This is a genomic window from Pantoea sp. X-Soil-TKNS-1280, from assembly GCF_059730475.1.
Genome location: NZ_AP035964.1, coordinates 1 through 17,343, shown reverse-complemented (window position 1 = coordinate 17,343; position 17,343 = coordinate 1). Strand labels below are relative to the sequence as shown.

Annotated in this window: 13 protein-coding genes; 5 read left to right on the top strand and 8 right to left on the bottom strand. The window is 52.4% G+C overall.

Translation table 11 applies throughout. The features are described from left to right. Window positions 1–16 precede the first annotated feature (16 nt). The 3 genes from AC6I8X_RS23225 to AC6I8X_RS23215 form a co-directional block, all read right to left on the bottom strand. Window positions 17–1,549 carry an ABC transporter substrate-binding protein gene (locus tag AC6I8X_RS23225; RefSeq protein ID WP_313683714.1) on the bottom strand — a complete coding sequence of 511 codons (1,533 nt, stop codon included), beginning with the start codon at window positions 1,547–1,549 and terminating at the stop codon, window positions 17–19. Between the two features lie 385 nt (window positions 1,550–1,934). Beyond that, window positions 1,935–2,477: a carboxymuconolactone decarboxylase family protein gene (locus AC6I8X_RS23220; RefSeq protein ID WP_497841556.1), complete on the bottom strand. Its 543-nt coding sequence runs from the start codon at window positions 2,475–2,477 to the stop codon at window positions 1,935–1,937. Between the two features lie 42 nt (window positions 2,478–2,519). Further along, window positions 2,520–3,314, bottom strand: a complete 795-nt coding sequence (locus tag AC6I8X_RS23215) for an SDR family NAD(P)-dependent oxidoreductase (RefSeq protein ID WP_313683716.1) — start codon at window positions 3,312–3,314, stop codon at window positions 2,520–2,522. A 214-nt stretch (window positions 3,315–3,528) separates the two neighbouring features. Here AC6I8X_RS23215 and AC6I8X_RS23210 point away from each other — a divergent pair, with 214 nt between their 5' ends. Continuing rightward, on the top strand, window positions 3,529–4,467 hold the full coding sequence (locus AC6I8X_RS23210; RefSeq protein WP_299454548.1) for a GlxA family transcriptional regulator: 939 nt from the start codon (window positions 3,529–3,531) through the stop codon (window positions 4,465–4,467). Between the two features lie 193 nt (window positions 4,468–4,660). Here the strand turns inward: AC6I8X_RS23210 and AC6I8X_RS23205 are convergent, their stop codons facing one another. The 4 genes from AC6I8X_RS23205 to AC6I8X_RS23190 form a co-directional block, all read right to left on the bottom strand. Then, entirely contained in the window at window positions 4,661–5,254 is a 594-nt protein-coding gene (locus AC6I8X_RS23205; RefSeq protein WP_084879427.1) for a TetR/AcrR family transcriptional regulator, read from the bottom strand. Between the two features lie 278 nt (window positions 5,255–5,532). Then, on the bottom strand, window positions 5,533–5,748 hold the full coding sequence (locus AC6I8X_RS23200; RefSeq protein ID WP_497841555.1) for a hypothetical protein: 216 nt from the start codon (window positions 5,746–5,748) through the stop codon (window positions 5,533–5,535). Window positions 5,749–5,962: 214 nt separating this feature from the next. Then, window positions 5,963–8,356, bottom strand: a complete 2,394-nt coding sequence (locus AC6I8X_RS23195) for a glycoside hydrolase family 31 protein (RefSeq protein ID WP_497841554.1) — start codon at window positions 8,354–8,356, stop codon at window positions 5,963–5,965. A 14-nt stretch (window positions 8,357–8,370) separates the two neighbouring features. Then, window positions 8,371–9,672 (bottom strand): MFS transporter, encoded by a 1,302-nt coding sequence (locus AC6I8X_RS23190; protein ID WP_299454557.1) that lies wholly within the window; start codon window positions 9,670–9,672, stop codon window positions 8,371–8,373. Window positions 9,673–10,008: 336 nt separating this feature from the next. Here AC6I8X_RS23190 and uxuA point away from each other — a divergent pair, with 336 nt between their 5' ends. The 4 genes from uxuA to uxuR all read left to right on the top strand — a co-directional run bounded on the left by uxuA (window position 10,009) and on the right by uxuR (window position 15,004). Further along, on the top strand, window positions 10,009–11,187 hold the full coding sequence (gene uxuA / locus AC6I8X_RS23185) for a mannonate dehydratase (protein WP_416414727.1): 1,179 nt from the start codon (window positions 10,009–10,011) through the stop codon (window positions 11,185–11,187). 53 nt (window positions 11,188–11,240) lie between these two features. Continuing rightward, a complete protein-coding gene (locus tag AC6I8X_RS23180; protein ID WP_497841553.1) occupies window positions 11,241–12,722 on the top strand; it encodes a fructuronate reductase in 1,482 nt (493 codons plus the stop codon). Beyond that, window positions 12,722–14,140 (top strand): glucuronate isomerase, encoded by a 1,419-nt coding sequence (uxaC, locus tag AC6I8X_RS23175; protein ID WP_497841552.1) that lies wholly within the window; start codon window positions 12,722–12,724, stop codon window positions 14,138–14,140. The genes AC6I8X_RS23180 and uxaC overlap by 1 nt, the downstream gene beginning before the upstream one ends. Window positions 14,141–14,227: 87 nt before the next feature. Next, the gene (gene uxuR, locus AC6I8X_RS23170) at window positions 14,228–15,004 is read left to right on the top strand and encodes a Uxu operon transcriptional regulator (protein WP_313683724.1); all 777 of its coding nucleotides are present in this window, start codon (window positions 14,228–14,230) and stop codon (window positions 15,002–15,004) included. 1,098 nt (window positions 15,005–16,102) lie between these two features. On the opposite strand, the gene AC6I8X_RS23165 is transcribed toward uxuR, so the two are convergent. Then, window positions 16,103–17,107 (bottom strand): RepB family plasmid replication initiator protein, encoded by a 1,005-nt coding sequence (locus AC6I8X_RS23165; protein WP_313683726.1) that lies wholly within the window; start codon window positions 17,105–17,107, stop codon window positions 16,103–16,105. Window positions 17,108–17,343: the final 236 nt, after the last annotated feature.

The following is a 17,343-nucleotide window of genomic DNA, read 5'->3' as shown; positions in this document are numbered from 1 at the left end:
AGCCCCCGGCCATTGACTATTTCCAGCTGGCCTGCGCAAAGCGCGGCAGTTCATCTGGCCAATCCTGGAAATTCAGTTCCGAGTTAAAGGCATAATTCGTCGAGTAGGAGAACAACGGGGCCATGTAGGCCTGGGATGAGATCCGTCCCAGCGCGGCGGCATATTGTTCGCTGCGTTGCTGCGCATCCACTGTGGCATCCGCTTTTTGCAGCATCGCGGTCAGCTCGCTGTCCTTCCAGATATCGCTGCCTTTGCCGCCAAAATAGGGGGTGGTAAACGCCGAGACATCGTTGATTGAAAACGATCCCCAGGTGTTGAACGCCATCGGTGCCTGTCCTGAGCTGAGGGCGGTTGCCATGACCGGATACTGGACGAAGTGCAGACGGGCGCGGATGCCTACTTTGCGCAGATCGCCGATGATGGCTTCAGCATAGTCACGCTCGCGATAGGCCCACAGGTCGGTATCGAAACCATTCGGGTAGCCCGCTTCCGCCAGTAACTGTTTGGCTTTCGCCGGGTCATAGTTGTAGTGCGTGACCTGGCTGTCATTACAGGCAACCTGGGCACGGAAGCAGGCGGTGTAGACCGGCTTACTGCCGCCCCGCACCAGGTTATCAACAATCCCCTGGCGGTTGATGGCGTAGTTAATGGCCTGACGCACGCGCAGATCCTTCATCGGCACCCCTTCCGGACCGCTGGCATTGGTGTTCAGGGCGAGGAAGCCAACACGCATCGTTTCACCACTTTTCACCGCGATGTTTGGCATGGCGGACAGCGGTTCGACCTGGTCAGCTGCCACGCGCCAGATCCAGTCCACCTGGCCGGTCATCAGTTGGGCAACACGGGCTTCCGGGTCGCGGATCACGACAAAATTGATCTTACCAATCTTCGGCTGGCCAACCGGGCTTTCTTTGAAGTAATCGGGATTTTTCACCATATCGACGCCCTGACCAGGGATCACTTTGACAATGCGGTAAGGTCCGGTGCCAATGGGCGCTTTACTGAAACCTTCGAGCTTCACCTGCTGGAAATATTTTGCCGGATAGATTGGGGTTGGCCCGGAGAGATATTCCAGTGCCGCCGGGAAAGGTTTTTTCAGATGCAGACGTACGGTGTAGTCATCCACTTTTTCGACGTGATCGATCCAGTCAACGCTCTGCGGCACCACGGATGCCGTGCCGGGGCCGGCAATACTCTGGAAGGTGTAAACCACATCGTCGGCGGTAAAGGGATCGCCATTGTGGAATTTCACGTCCTTACGCAGATGCAGCAGCAGCGTCGTGGGGGATTCCCACTTCCAGTCTGATGCCAGTTCGGGTTTATATTCCCCGCTTTGCGGATCGCGATAAATCAGGGTGTCCCAGACCATATGGGACAGAATCACCCCTTCACGCAGCGTGTTGTGATACGGACTGATGTTTTCCACCTCATTATCAGAGGCATACACCAGGGTATCATTCTGTTTTCCTGCATAGCTGTAAGAAGCGCAGCCTAATAACAATGCGGTTAAAGCATACTTATTGATCAGTCGTGCCAGGGAACGAGCCATACCAGTCTCCACCGTTAAATGAAAAGGTAATCAACAAAAACAGATGGGACTGATGTAGCAAGAGCAGCGCCAAAGCGTGGAAAGTGTCATTACTGATTTTCGATAGCCGATTTCTCAAAATGAGAAACACGGGCGCTGACTGACGCTCACGCCAGAAAATGAGGTGATGCAGGCCGGAAACAGCCTGCCGATGGCGTGCCCGACCGTAGGTGCATCGGACGGGAGGCATTATCGGGGTGCAGAAAAAGCGCGTTTTGCACCCTTAGTGTGAAGGTTATTTGTGCAATGCGCGTTCTTGTTTTGTGAAGAGGGGTAACGAAGTACGGTTGGCGCGGGTTTACTACAACGAGAATGGCCCGGATGAAACCCGAGCCATTCTGGTCAACTAAAGGGGTTTTACGGCGGGAAAATCAATGTCGGTGTCGTTCACCCGATTCACCATATTGGTAAATAGAATGGCGGTCACCACACCAATGGTCTCAATCACCTGTTGATCGTTAAAGCCTGCGGCTTTGAAGGCGGCGACATAACCAGCAGGCACCGTGCCTCGTGTAGAGACCAGCAATTGAACAAACTTCACCAGCGCATCAATTCTGGCATCATCCGCGAGAAAACCTTGCCGTAACTCCAGCGTCTGTGCCTCGCTATAGCCAGCCTTTAGCGCCTGGGGGGTGTGCGCCGCCAGGCAGTAATCACAACCGCTCTCTTCACTCACCACCAGATTGATGGCTTCCCTTTCCCGCGCATGCAAACTGCTTTTTGCCAGCGTGGCGTTAAGTTGCAGTGTCTGCGCCAGGATGTCAGGGGCATTGCTGCCAATGGTCAGATACGCATTGGGTACTTTGCCCATCACCTGTTTAATGCCGCTCCAGATCTCAGCGGTTTTACCTGTCGCTTCTGCCTGGGTGAGAGTATGTAAACGACTCATGGTTAGGTTCTCCGTATGGAATGCCGGTTAATCAGTGGGAAATTACGCCAGATAACGCGCTGCGGGCTGATTATGGGAGAAATCCTGCATCACCGCCTGGCGCGCCTGTTCCCATTGCTGCAACAGGGTTTCGTCGTGCAGTGAAGGGATGGTAATCAGCTCGCCACGCTGAAAGCCTGCCAGGGCTGCGTCTACCATATCCTGCGCACTCATGACGATCTGCGGGTCCAGCTGGCTTAACGGCAAACCCCCGTTTTCCCAGAAAGGCGTTGCTGTGGCACTCGGCAGAACGGCTTGTACCTGAATGCCCTGCCCGGCTAATTCATGATGCAGCGACTGGCTAAACGCCAGCACATAGGCTTTGCTGCCGCCATAGACTCCATTCAGAATTTCCGGGGCAATGCCGACGATGGAAGCAATATTGATAATGGCCCCCTGTCCTCGCGCAACAAACCCTGGCACAACCGCATAGGTTAGCCGGGTCAATGCCGTAACATTGAGGTTAATCATGGCGGTCATCTGATCCACGTTGCTGTCCAGCAGGGACGTGTGCGTGCCGATACCGGCGTTATTGACCAATAGCGTAATGCTGGCATCTGCGCGTAATTTATCCTCCAGCATCGCCAGCTGTTTCGCATCATTCAGATCGGCTGCAACCGCCTCTACTGTGCGCTCCGTATCCGCCGTGATATGACTGGCTAACTGGTTTAACCGATTATGGTTGCGCGCCACGATGATCAAGTCATAACCCATTCTTGCCAGTTTATCGGCGTAAATAGCACCCATTCCGGTAGAGGCTCCGGTGACAACAGCAGTACCTTTCATTGTGTTGCTCATTTTCTTCACCTTGTATGACATGCGATTGAATAAATATCACGGCAAGGCGAACGGTAAGAAATGACGTTGAAGGTCGTGATTTAAGACATCATTTGGCCGATATTCTGACCCTTTCTGGATGATTTACTGCTTGATAAGACGTGGCATTTGAGGAAGCATCAGGGCTTGCGCGCAGGTTGATATACGGCCGATTTCACACATTAAGGATCTCGCTATGCACCGGGTCGGATTGTTGATTGCTGACCAGTTTCAGTCTCTGGCACTGTCAACCTTAAGCATTTTTGAGTTCGCCAATTTAGTGATTGGCGAACCGTTCTATCAATGCACGGTTTACTCGGAAGCAGGCGGCCAGGTTTCGTCTTCCTATGGGATCAGTGTTAGCAGCATGGCGCTGTCAGACCATGCGGAGGCCGATACCTGGTTAGTCGGTGGGGTACTCACCCCGCTCCAGCTCCCGGCCACCGCCGGTGTGGTTCATTTCCTGCAAAACCACGCGTTGCGCGCCCGCCGCGTGGCGGGTATTTGTACCGGTGCTTTCGTGCTGGCTCAGGCGGGATTGCTGTCCGAACGTCGCGCGACAACCCACTGGGCGTATGCACAGACCATGAAAACGTTACATCCTACGGTGAGAACCGAAGAGGATCGGATTTATATCATCGATGACCGAATCTGGACCTCCGCCGGAATGACGGCGGGTTTAGATATGGTGCTGGCGATGGTCGAAAAAGATCACGGTGCCGATGTTGCGCGCGGTGTCGCCCAGCGCATGGTGATGAATCAGCGGCGCTCGGGTGGTCAGCGGCAACATTCCGCCTTGCTGGCCCTGTCTCCGCGTAGCGATCGCCTGCAAACCGCACTCGAATATGTGCGTAATAACCTCGCCAGACCGCTGACTGTCGAACATCTGGCTGATGCGGTCCATTTGAGCACAAGGCAACTGAACCGTTTATTCCTGGCTGAGACCGGAAAAACCCCGGCACGCGCTATCGAAGGTCTGCGGCTGGAATCTGCCCGCCTGATGATTGAGCAGAGCCGACTGTCCCTTGACGTGATTGCGCGTGAGTCAGGCTTTCGTGATCGCCGTCATATGCGCGATGTTTTTATGCGTGGCTATGGTATCCCGCCACAATCGCTACGAACCGGGAGAAATTGATAGCAGGTTTACGTCAGCGGCCATAGGTCGGAATGGGACTGACAAAGGATCAGTTGATCGGTTGGAAAACGTCTTTTGTAGAATCTCCCGTTGGCTATCCATCCGCATAAAACCACCTGCCCAGCCGTTTCCAGCACCACCATGGTTTTTCTCCTTTTCGGGCGGCGCACAATAGAACCTGGCAGCAGCATCATTACCCCTGCACCGATTTGATAATAAAATCATTGGTTTTCCGCAGCATCGTAATATCTGGCTTGATCTTGCCGTAGACACGCATGCCCTCCAGCATCATAAAAATGCATTCGGCCATCACCGCGGCGCTTTCATCGTTGCGGAACACGCCCTGCTGCTGGCCTTTCTGCAAAATGCTGGTCAGCCGCGCCACAATACCGCGGAATTTATACTCAACCCTGGCGCGTACATCAGCGTCACCCGGCAGCAATTCGCACGCCGCCGCGATGGTAAAGCAGCCTTTTTCCCCCTCCGGACCCGATGAAACCAGTGCAACAAACTCCAGCGTCTCACGCAGGGCATCAACTGGCGTCAGCTCATCATCACGTTGCTTACCGCGCACCAGCCCGGCATCCATATATTGCTGAAGGGCGGCCAGAAAGATCGACCGTTTGTCAGCATAGAGTTTATAAATGCTCGCGCTGGCCAAACCAGATGCCTTCATCAAATCCGCCATCGACGTTGCGCGATAGCCCTGCTGCCAAAAGCAATCCAGTGCCGAGTTGAGAAAATCCTGAGGGTCAAACTCTCTGGGTCTTCCTGCGTGTTGTCTCATGGTTGCATCCTGTGGCGTGTGGTTGCGCTAATTGTAGATCGATCAATCTACAATTGAAACCTTCTTTTACACCGAGGAATGAAGAGGCAAGGATGATGGAGAAAGACGAAGCCGGGGTTGTTGCCCCAAATCCAGTAGCGCGATCAATTTTTGAGGTGAGCAGTTGGCTCAGGATACAGAGAGAAATGATTGATACTTATGGAGTTGAATTCTGTGATATGCAAGGTAAGTTGGCCATTTTAAATCATAATCCCTTGCCTCATAGCAAGGGATTGCGCCTATTGCTTATGTTCGCCCCGTGCTTTTCCTAAGAAATAACTGGCAACATAGACCACTGCGAACGAACCGAAGAAACCAGTAAGTTTCATGGCAACACTATCGAATATGGTCAATGAGGCGAGAGCGATAAAGCTCATCACAACCGTAATTGTTCCCTGTAACGTATGGGCAAGAAACCACCCAATTGCTTTACCCACCCAGTTTACAAATCGCATCGTTAATCCTTTTACACACTTCTGGATGACTGTTTATGAATTCAAGATATGGTTTCAACTGTTCTTCAACAACAAAGTAGATCATGTCCAGACATTGAGAGTGTACTTTCCAGAATGTATGTGGTTTGAGAATATTAATCGATAGAGATCAAAGAATTGATATAAAGGGAGGGAGCCGGGGCAGACAACCCCGGCGGGGTTAATACGCTTAAATTCAGGCTGTCGCGATGCTCGCCAGCGTGACTCCAGCCTGGCCATTGGCTACGGCAACACCATCGATAAACAGCGGGCGCGTTTCGCCTGCTGGAAGAGTGACCTTCAGAGTCTGCCAGGCGGGCTTATAACTTCCTTTGCGGTTGAAGCGCAGATGAATGGCCGCCGCATCGCATGTCATTTCCCAATGCAGCCACAACGCATTACCTTTCTGATAACCCCATGACTCACCATCATCTTCGAACAACAGCCCCGCACAGGAACCTTTGCTTTTTAACGGATAAAGTTGCAGTTCGCGCTGATCGTCAGCGTTTGCGTCAACATGGCGCAGACGCTGGCTTAAAGGCAACCCGGCACCGGCACGCACCAGCATCGGTTGCTGCTCCAGCGGAGCATCCAGCGTGATCCATTGACCACCGCTGTACCACTGATGTGTCGCAAAATCATACCAGCCGGTTTGATTGTCCGGCAGCCACAGGCGGCGTTCGCGTTGCCCTGGCTCGACTACGCTAGCCACCAGCAGATCACGCCCGAGCAGGAATTCGTCACATTCGACGCTGGTTTGCGCGTCATGTTCATGATCGAGGAAGGTCGGACGCAGCATCGGTTCATCGTCCGCATGCGCCTGCCACAACAGCGTGTAGAGATACGGCAGCAGGCGATAGCGCAATTCGATGGCTGCGCGAATGGCAGGCGTCACTGCCGGATACATCCAGGGTTCATTCACGGTGTGATCATCATTCCACGAATGGATGGTAAAACGCGGATGCATCACGCCATTTTGCACCCAGCGCACAAACAGTTCGGCATCAGGCTTATCACCCGAAAAACCGCCGACATCGTGGCCGACATTATATAAACCGGAGAGGCTCATCCCCAGCCCCATGCGGATGTTGTAACGCAGTGACGTCCAGTTGGTGCGGTTATCACCACTCCAGGTTTGCACGTAACGTTGCATCCCGGCACAACCCGAGCGGGAAATCAGGAAAGGACGCTTTTCCGGGGCAAAGCGCTGCTGCGCTTCCATAGAGGCACGCATCATTAACAATGGCATCACCGGGCGGATATGCTTGATGGCGATCGGCGTGCCAAAGCCGTGGCAACGGGCTTCGCCATCCCAGACCTCATATTCGTTGTTGTCATTCCAGGTGGAATCGATGCCCTTCTCCAGCAGTTGCCGGGTCACATTTTCCTGCCACCATGCCACCGCGTCCGGATGGGTAAAATCGAGGTGCGAACCTTCGTCATCCCAGAACACCGAACGCTCAGGGGCATCCTGCTCCGAATCGCGGATAAATAGCCCTCTGGCTGCCACTTCTTCATAACGCGGATGATCCTGCAACAGACAAGGTTTGATATTCGCAGCCAGGCGCAGGCCCGCATCGTGAAACGCCTGACTCATCGCTTCCGGTTGCGGCACCTTGTCGTAGTTCCAGTTGAACACATAACGCTTGTTGTTGATCGAGGTGTAGCCGGAAGAGAGCTGGAACGAATCACACGGAATATCGTGTTCTTCACACAGGTGGATAAAATTCATCAGCTGATTCTGCGCATCCGGCGCATCGGTGTAGTGCATGGTGGAGCCGCTGTAGCCGAGGCTCCATTTTGGACCAAACAGGGTTTTGCCCGTCAGACGGACAAAGGTTTTGGTGACATCCAGCACTTTGTCGCCGACAAACAGGTAATAATCAATATCGCCACTCTCAGCCTGCCAGCGGCGATACGGCTGGTGATAGTTATCCAGCTCATTCCCGAGATCGAACCAGCTGCTGCTGAGGTTATCGTAATACAGGCCGAAGCTGACGTCCTGGCGACGGGTGATGGTAAAGGGAACGTGTTTATACAACGGATCGGTTGAGGAGGCGTTGTATCCCATCGCATCCAGGTTGCGCATTTCATAGCGCTTACCATTACGCTGCAAATCACCGGCCTTCTCGCCCAGGCCATAGTAACGATCGTCAGTCATGCGACGCTGATAATGTGCCACACCATCGCCGTGTGCATTCAGCAGGTAAGCGCTGGTGGGACGATCGCTGGTCAGCAATTGCCACTCCCCTGCGCTGTCACGATATTGCCACTCCAGCGACAGTGGCTGGCGAATGATAACGCGCAATTTCTCTGTCGCGACAACCAACCTGTTGTCCGTTTCCTGCAAGGTGAAGCCGGGTAAGGTGAAACCGGCCAGGCTGTCACGCGCTCGGCCTTCCCACGGCACGTCGCTTTCCGGCGCAATGCTCCAGGTTCTGTCGAGGGAATATTCCCCCTGACGTTTAATCACCACGCGGAACATATTTTGCTCCAGCACATACAGGCATAAAGTATGTTTGCCGTCCACGGTCAGGGCCAGATGGTGTTTGTCGGAACCTGCCAGGGACCAGTTTTTTAACGTTTTCATCGTTACCTACTTTTTCAGGCGCGCTGGGCGCGACGTTCAGCAATAAAAGCGATCAGGAATACCGCACCAATCAGGTCAAAGAAGCCCATCGCCACAAACAGGGGATTAAAGCCAATCTTGTCGGCCGTCACCCCAATCACCAGCGAGAACAGGAAGCTGGAGATCCAGGCAAAAGAGCCGCGCATACCGTTGACAGTCGCCATCTGGCCTTTGTCAAACTTCTCCACCACCAGCGCACTCAGCATGCAGGAGATGATCTGATGGCCGAAGCCGCCGATCGAGATCAACGCAATGGCGACATAGGGACTTTTGGTGATCGCCACCAGCGCGAGAGAGAGCATCAGGAACGCACCGGTGACAGAGCTGGCAACAACCGAGTTAACCTGGGTAAAACCAAACAACCGCGTATAGATGCGCGTCAGATAACCACTCGCTGCACTGCCTAAATCAGCGGCGAGGAACGGTAGCCAGGCGAACATGGCGATTTGCTTCAGGTCCATACCCAGATCTTTCGCCAGATATAACGGCACCCAAAAGCTCAAGACTCCCCATGCGGGCTCAGCCATAAAGGCCGGGATCGCGATGCCGTAGAAACGTTTGTTTTTGGCGACAGTTTTCAGCGCTTTGAAGAAACTGAGTTTGACTGCCGGGGGTTCATTATCCTGACGGATAAATTCCAGTTCAGCGCTTGCCAGGTTTGGGTGACGTTCGGGATCGCGATAGAACAGCCACCACAGAATCACCCAGGCCAGCGCCAGCAGGCCGGTAAACAGGAACGCCCCCTGCCAGCCAAAGGAAGCATGGGCAAAATAGATAATGGGTGGCGCCAGCATCGCACCGATGGAGAAGCCGACTCCCGCCCAGCCAGCTGCCACCGGCCGCTCTTTTCTCGGAAACCACTCGCCAATCACCTTGGCGTTGGCTGGCGTAGCAGCCGCTTCCGCTCCACCCATGACAAAACGAAGAATAGCCAGATGTACCCAGTTGGCAGCGCCTGCGTGGAACAGGCAGGCCAGCGCCCATATAGAGGCACAGATCAGGAAGCCCATTTTCAGGCCAATCACATCAATTAACCAACCACAGAGGGGCTGAAAGACGGTATAGGCCAGCTGGAATGCCCCAACGATCCATGAATATTGTTCGGTGGTGATGCCGAGACTGGTTTTCAGCTCAGGTGCCAGGATGCCTAACGAGTTGCGGGTTATATAGTTGACCGTAACGCCAGCTAAAAACAGCACCAACACCCACCAGCGCAAATTGCGCCAGATTCGCTTACTGCCTGCGGCAGCTATCCCCGGATTCAAACTGCGGTTCATCTGGTTCTCCACTTTTTTTGACATCATGAGTTAACAATTCCCGCGGTTAACAGAGGCTGAAGGAAGGGTTTCAGCGCAGGATTTGTCATGTCTTATTGAGGTGCGGTTTCTGTGAACCGTCTCTGACCATCCGCCAGGAGTGAAACACAGTTAATCCAGGTGGTCGCCAGGTTGATGCCGTAATTGTGATCTGGTTAACCAAATTCATCTTACTGGTTGACATGATGCGCTAAAGAGTCGAATTTTAGCGTCAAACGGTGCCATAGCCGATAAAGGATGCGCATTCCCCGGCTTAATTGGTCAACCAATTTAGAAATTCACTGAAGAGGAAAACACATGAAGCAGACCTGGCGCTGGTACGGTCCGAACGACCCTGTCTCACTCGCTGATGCAAGACAAGCTGGCGCAACCGGGATTGTCACCGCCCTGCACCATATTCCCAACGGTGAAGTGTGGTCGGTTGAAGAGATCATGAAGCGTAAAGAAACGATTGAAGCCGCAGGTTTAGTCTGGTCAGTGGTGGAGAGCGTGCCGATTCATGAAGAGATCAAAACCGGCAGCGGGCAATGCCAGAAGTGGATCAGCAATTATCAGCAGTCATTACGCAACCTCGCACAATGCGGCATCACCACCGTGTGCTACAACTTCATGCCGATACTCGACTGGACACGTACCGATCTCGAATACCTGCTGCCCGATGGCGCGAAAGCGCTACGCTTTGACCAAATCGAGTTCGCGGTGTTTGAACTGCATATCCTGCAACGTGCCGGTGCGGAGCAGGATTATAGCGCGGCAGAAATAGCTCAGGCCGCCGAGCGCTTCGCCAGCATGAGTGACGAAAGCAAAGCACGCCTGACCCGCAATATTATCGCTGGCCTGCCAGGCGCGGAAGAAGGCTACACGCTCAATCAATTCCGTGCCCAACTGGCGCGCTATGATGGCATTGACAAAACAAGGCTGCGTGAAAACTTTGCCACCTTCCTGCGCAGCATTATCCCGGTGGCGGAAGAAGCCGGGGTCCGCATGGCGGTTCATCCTGACGATCCGCCGCGTCCGATTCTCGGTTTACCCCGCATCGTCTCCAATGCGGATGATTTGCAGTGGATGATCGATACCGTCAGCAGTCCGGCCAATGGTTTCACCATGTGTACCGGCTCCTATGGGGTACTGGCAGAGAATGATTTGCCCGGCATGGTTAAGCGCTTTGCCTCACGGATTTATTTTGCCCATCTGCGCTCAACCAAACGCGAAGAGAATCCGAACAGTTTTCATGAAGCCGCCCATCTGGCCGGGGATGTGGACATGTTTGCGGTGATCAAAGCCATCGCCGAAGAGGAGCATCGCCGTAAAGCGGCTGGTCAGGAAGACCTGATCCCGATGCGCCCCGACCATGGTCATCAGATGCTGGACGATCTGCATAAGAAAACCAACCCAGGTTACTCCGCGATCGGCCGCCTGAAAGGTCTGGCGGAAATCCGCGGCGTAGAGCTGGCTATTCATCGCGCCTGTTTTTAACGCTGGCTTCCGGGGCTGACTTTATGGCCCCGCGCTTTAAGACTGGAGTTAACATGGAAAACACCCTTGCCAGCGGCACATGTACTGTTGCCCTTCCTGACTGGGATAGTTCCCGGCTGGTCCCCCGCATTGTCCATCTCGGATGTGGCGCTTTTCACCGCGCCCATCAGGCTGTTTATCTGCATCACCTGCTGGAAATCAGCGACTGCGACTGGGGCATCAGTGAGGTCAACCTGATGTCGGCAAGTGGCCAGCAGCTGGTGGAAAATCTGCGTAAACAGCGTTTGCTGTATAGCGTGGCCGAAAAAGGCGCAGATCAAATCGCGCTCAAAATCATCGGTGTCATAAAAGAGGCCCTGCATCCGGCGCTGGACGGTTGTGGCGGTATTTTACAGGCGATGACGCGTGAGCAAACCGCCATCGTTTCCCTGACTGTGACGGAAAAAGGTTATTGTACCTCCGCGGCCTCTGGCGAACTGGACCTGACGCATCCGTTAATCCAGCACGATCTTTCTCACCCTGACACGCCCAAATCGGCGATGGGTTATATCGTGGAAGCGTTACGCTTGCGCCGTGAGCAAGGATTACTCCCCTTTACCGTTATGTCCTGCGATAACCTGCGTGAAAATGGTCATGTCACGCGCGCAGCGGTTCTCGGGCTGGCGCGGCAACGCGACCCTGAGTTAGCTGAGTGGATTGCCAGCCAGGTGACCTTCCCCTGTACCATGGTGGACCGCATTGTCCCGGCGGTTACCGCGGAAACGCAACAGGAAATCGCCGCCATGCTGGGAGTGAATGATCCCTGCGGTGTTGCCTGCGAACCGTTCCGCCAATGGGTGATCGAGGATAACTTCGTTAATGGTCGCCCCGACTGGGATCTTGTTGGCGCGCAATTTGTTGACGATGTCGTCCCGTTTGAACTGATGAAACTGCGTATGCTCAACGGCAGCCATTCGTTCCTGGCTTACCTCGGCTACCTCGGTGGGTTCCAGACCGTCGCGGAAACCATGCAACATAACGCATATCGCCAGGCCGCCTTCACCCTGATGATGGCAGAACAGGCTCCTACGCTGACCCTGCCTGTCGGCATTGACCTGCGAGGTTACGCTGAGCAGCTAATCGAGCGCTTCAGCAATCCTGCTTTGCAACATCGTACCTGGCAGATCGCAATGGATGGCAGCCAGAAGCTCCCGCAACGCTTACTCGATCCACTGCGGCAACATCTGCGAAACGGTACTGACTACCGTCATCTGGCGATGGGTATTGCCGGGTGGATGCGTTATGTGCTGGCAGAAGATGAATCCGGCAATAGCATCGAGGTGGTTGACCCATTATTCACTACCTTGCAGGCGATCAATCAGCAGCATGCAACGGGAGAAGATCGCGTCAAGGCATTGCTGGCGATTAACACGATTTTCGGTGAAGACCTGCCTGCAAATACGGCCTTTGTTGCCACGCTGACACAGTCCTATTTGCTGCTGTGCCAGGCCGGTGCACGCGCCGCTGTCGAATCACTCAGTCATGGAGTTTCCTGATGAGCCAATTTATGGATGAAGATTTCCTGCTGCAAACCGGTTTTGCGCGTCGTCTGTACCACGACTATGCCGCCGCGATGCCAATCTACGATTATCACTGCCACCTCAATCCGCGCGAAATCGCCGAAGATCGTCGTTTCGCCAATCTGGGGCAGATCTGGCTCGAAGGCGACCATTATAAATGGCGTGCATTACGCGCGGCAGGTGTTGAGGAATCACTGATTACCGGAGCCAGCACCAGCGATTATGACAAATACATCGCCTGGGCGCATACCGTGCCGAAAACCCTTGGTAACCCGCTCTATCACTGGACTCACCTCGAATTGCGTCGTCCATTTGGTATCACTAACACCCTGTTCGGACCGGATACCGCGCAGCAAATCTGGGACCGCTGTGCAGAGAAACTGGCTTCTCCTGAATTTTCTGCGCGCGGCATCATGCGCCAGATGAATGTTCGGATGGTCGGCACCACCGATGACCCTGTTGATTCTCTGCAATACCATCGTCAGATCGCCGATGATGACAGCATTGATATTGATGTTGCGCCGAGCTGGCGGCCTGACCGGGTGTTTAAGATCGAACTCGACGGTTTTGTTGATTATCTGGAGCGGCTTGAAGCGGCGGCGGATGTTGCCATCAACAGCTTTGCGGCACTCCGTCGTGCGCTTATGCAACGACTTGATCATTTTGCTGCGCATCGTTGTCGGGCCGCTGACCACGGTATCGAAACCCTGCGTTTTGCGCCGGTGCCGGACGATCATACGCTCGATACCATTCTGGCAAAACGTCGTCGGGGCGATCAGCTGGAGGAGCATGAAATCGCGCAGTTCAGCACTGCGGTGTTGGTATGGTTTGGCGCAGAATACGCGCGCCGTGGCTGGGTGATGCAGCTGCATATCGGCGCGATTCGTAATAACAGCACGCGCATGTTTCGTCTGCTGGGTCCGGACAGTGGCTTCGATTCTATCGGTGATAACAATATCGCCTGGCCACTGGCGCGTCTGCTTGATGCGATGGATATTGAAGATCGGTTGCCAAAAACCATTCTTTATTGTCTGAATCCGCGTGATAACGAAGTGCTGGCGACCATGGCAGGTAACTTTCAAGGTGCGGGCATCGCAGGCAAGGTTCAGTTCGGTTCCGGCTGGTGGTTCAACGATCAACGCGATGGGATGCTGCGGCAGCTGGAGCAAGTATCGCAAATAGGTTTACTCAGCCAGTTTGTTGGCATGCTGACCGATTCACGCAGCTTCCTTTCCTATACCCGCCATGAATATTTCCGCCGTATTCTGTGCAACCTGCTCGGGCAGTGGGTAAAGGATGGCATCCTGCCTGAAGATGAACCGCTGCTCGGTAACATGGTGCAGGATATTTGCTTCAACAATGCGCAACGGTACTTTGCACTCGCCCCTCTGTGAGGTCAGCAGCATCACTATGCTATAGTGCCTGTCTCTGAAGATGGCAGCTTCAGGGGTTGTTATCCCTTAACCAGCAGAAAGAGCATTATGAAAATTCATGCCTCACCACAGCGCCCTTATCAGGAAGTCGGAGAGCTTCTCCGCAGGATGATTACACAGAAGGAATATGCTGTGGGGGAACGGCTGCCGCCGGAACGTGAAATTGCCGGGATGCTGAATGTCACGCGTACCCTGGTGCGTGAGGCGTTGATCATGCTGGAGCTGGAAGGGTTGATCGAAGTGCGGCGTGGTGCAGGCATCTATGTAATTAATGATAATCCCTCGCCGCCTGCCCCTGCCCAACCCGCCTGCAACGATGCAGGACCGTTTGAGATGTTGCAGGCTCGTCAGCTACTGGAAAGTAACATCGCCGAGTTTGCGGCACTTCAGGCCACCCGCGAAGATATTGTGAAAATGCGTCAGGCGCTGGAGCTGGAAGAAAAAGAGCTGGCTTCCGGTGCCGTGAATAGCTCAGAAAACGGTGATCGCAATTTCCATCTGGCGATTGCCGAGGCAACCCATAACAGCATGCTGGTGGAACTGTTTAAACAGTCATGGCAGTGGCGTGAAGACAATGTGATGTGGAGTCAGTTGCACCGCCATCTGATTAACACCAGTTACCGCAAACAGTGGTTAGATGATCATAAAAAGATCCTCGCTACGCTTATCAAGAAAGATGCCCGTGCCGCTAAAATGGCAATGTGGCAACATCTGGAAAATGTTAAACAGCGCCTGCTGGAATTTTCTGACGTTGATGATATTTACTTCGATGGTTACCTGTTCGATTCCTGGCCACTAAATAGCACCAGTAGTCAGGACATCTGACGGGCTTCTGCTGATTCTCTGTCCAATGCGTTTCAATGAAACTCCTGCACAGCTGGCAGGAGTTTTACTTTCTGGCTTCAAACATGTCTGACTAACAGCCCTGTCGTTACCGCCTTCCCTTGTGCTGACTTTTCAGGTGCAAGCCCCCGTTAAGCCCACGGCAGATCTTATCTACTTATGTAGGATCCTTTTACCTGCTTGCTGATGCCTTCAGTTCTGTCAGCACTCAAGCCTTATCTACTCACTACAGCTTATCTCTGGCTACTCAGGACTGATTACAGCTCAGATAACATCAGTCTCAGACTCAGATGTTTTAAGTTTAAAATCATTTAATATCAGAAAGATATATCTATACCACTCTTTCAGATGCCACTGATTTTGTGATAAGCCTGTATGTCGCCATGAAACATGTGACGTTGTCACATAATGCATTCAATTCATCTAACCTGCTGATAAGATTATGTTATCGCTAATTAGTCATTTTTAAGAACCGATACCATTTCCTCAAATCAGCGTGATGCTCTCTACTCCCTATAGTTTATATATAAGCTATAGGGAGTAAATCATCTCAGGTGATACTTCATAAGCTGTAGGAAGTAATCATAATCTATAGTGAGTAAATTGTGATTGCATCTATTAAGTTAGTAATTGCTAACAAAAATAAAATCAACAAGTTGCAGGTTAGTGGTTACCAGGGGGGTAACTGAATATAAGCTATAGGGAGTAGATTGCTCATCACAGACTATATATAAGCTATAGTAAGTAACTTTCCCTGCCAGTGATGTTGCATCATAAGCTACAGGGAGTAGATCATGAGATGTAGTCAGCCTTTTATAAACTATAGTGAGTAGATTCCTGCCAATCCCCCTCCCCTGCATAAGCTATGGTGAGTAATCTACTCACTACAGCATATGACATAATCTATAGTGAGCAGAAACATAAGTTATAGTGAGTAACCTGCACGAAGACTATCAAATGAGCGGAGTCATCAGTCACTTTAAGATCAGTGAGTTAGCTGAAAAACATAAACTATGGAGAGTATTAAGAGGGGTAAGTATAAGCTGTAGTAAGTAACTTACTCACTACAGCTTATATCCATCACTTAGCTTTGAACAGTTTCTCGAGGTCGGCCATCGAGATCCCTAACTTATTCAAAAGTTCGAGTTTTTCCTGAAGCGCTGCATCAACCGGTTCAGCCAGCGTTGTGGGAGCTGGAGTCGGAAGCTGAGGATTTTCAACGCTTTCATTTTTCGGGGCTTTCAGTTTTGGACGGCGATAATGCACGTTGAAATAGACGCTACGGCCCCGCTGCACTTCTGAGTAGTCCAGATAGCCTATCTCCTTCAGTTGCTCCATCGCACGCCTTACTGTCTGGTTTTGTGAGAAAACCGGGGACTTAAGATTAAGCCTGTCACGCAGGCGAGCCAGAGAAATGGGGGCAGGATTTTTTGGCAGACTTTCGATATAGGTATAAAGCGCCTGAGCTGACTCACGACGCTTCAGCACATTGATAGCTTTAAGCTGCAAAAGCACTTTGCGATCAAACTCATATAGTTCAAAGAGTTTGGGGTCTGCCTGCAAAATAACGATGTCTTTTTTGGTATCGTAATAGGCTGACTGCACCAGGTGGGTGATATATTCCTTACCATCATCCCCCATGTTGCTGGTGAATGAGATGGTTGTCGCTGCTATACGCTTCAGAGAGGGGCTGATACGCTCTCTGAGCTTCTTAGACGAGCGGCTTGAAGGGATCCCGCATAGCTTGGCAAATTCAACGAACGGCAGCTGTACCTTGTCACCAATGACTTTGTGCTTGGCAAAGGAATGAATGATCCCGACCCAGGTCTTGAAATCGTTATCCATATCAAGGCGCGGGCCGACGATCTCGACCTTATCGAACCCCTCGGCTTTCGCCAGAGAAAGTCGGGTCAATTCCTCGGTGGCGTCCGTGGTAGCAAATGTTTTATTTTTACTGTTTTTCAGTGACTTAAGTGTAGGAACAAAAACACCGAGACGCATTAATGCAACCGGCTGAACCGTATTGTTGGCATTAGGTGTGAGCGTGATGACCTCACCTGTATTCTTGTCCTTTTCCTCAAACAGTTTCTTCAGGTCTAGATTCTCGCTGTCCACGGGCATTCTCACGGTTTCGTCGATGATCGTTGAAAAGATCGAAGCATCAGGATTGTGAATTACAGAACAACAACTCACTCAAAGTGAGCCTAATTGCATGAAGATAAGAGAGAAAAACAATCCACAGCAATATCGGTGTTCAGTGCATTTTGCTCACTATAGCTTATGTCGTTTTCCAACTACAGCTTATATTTAGCATGCTATAG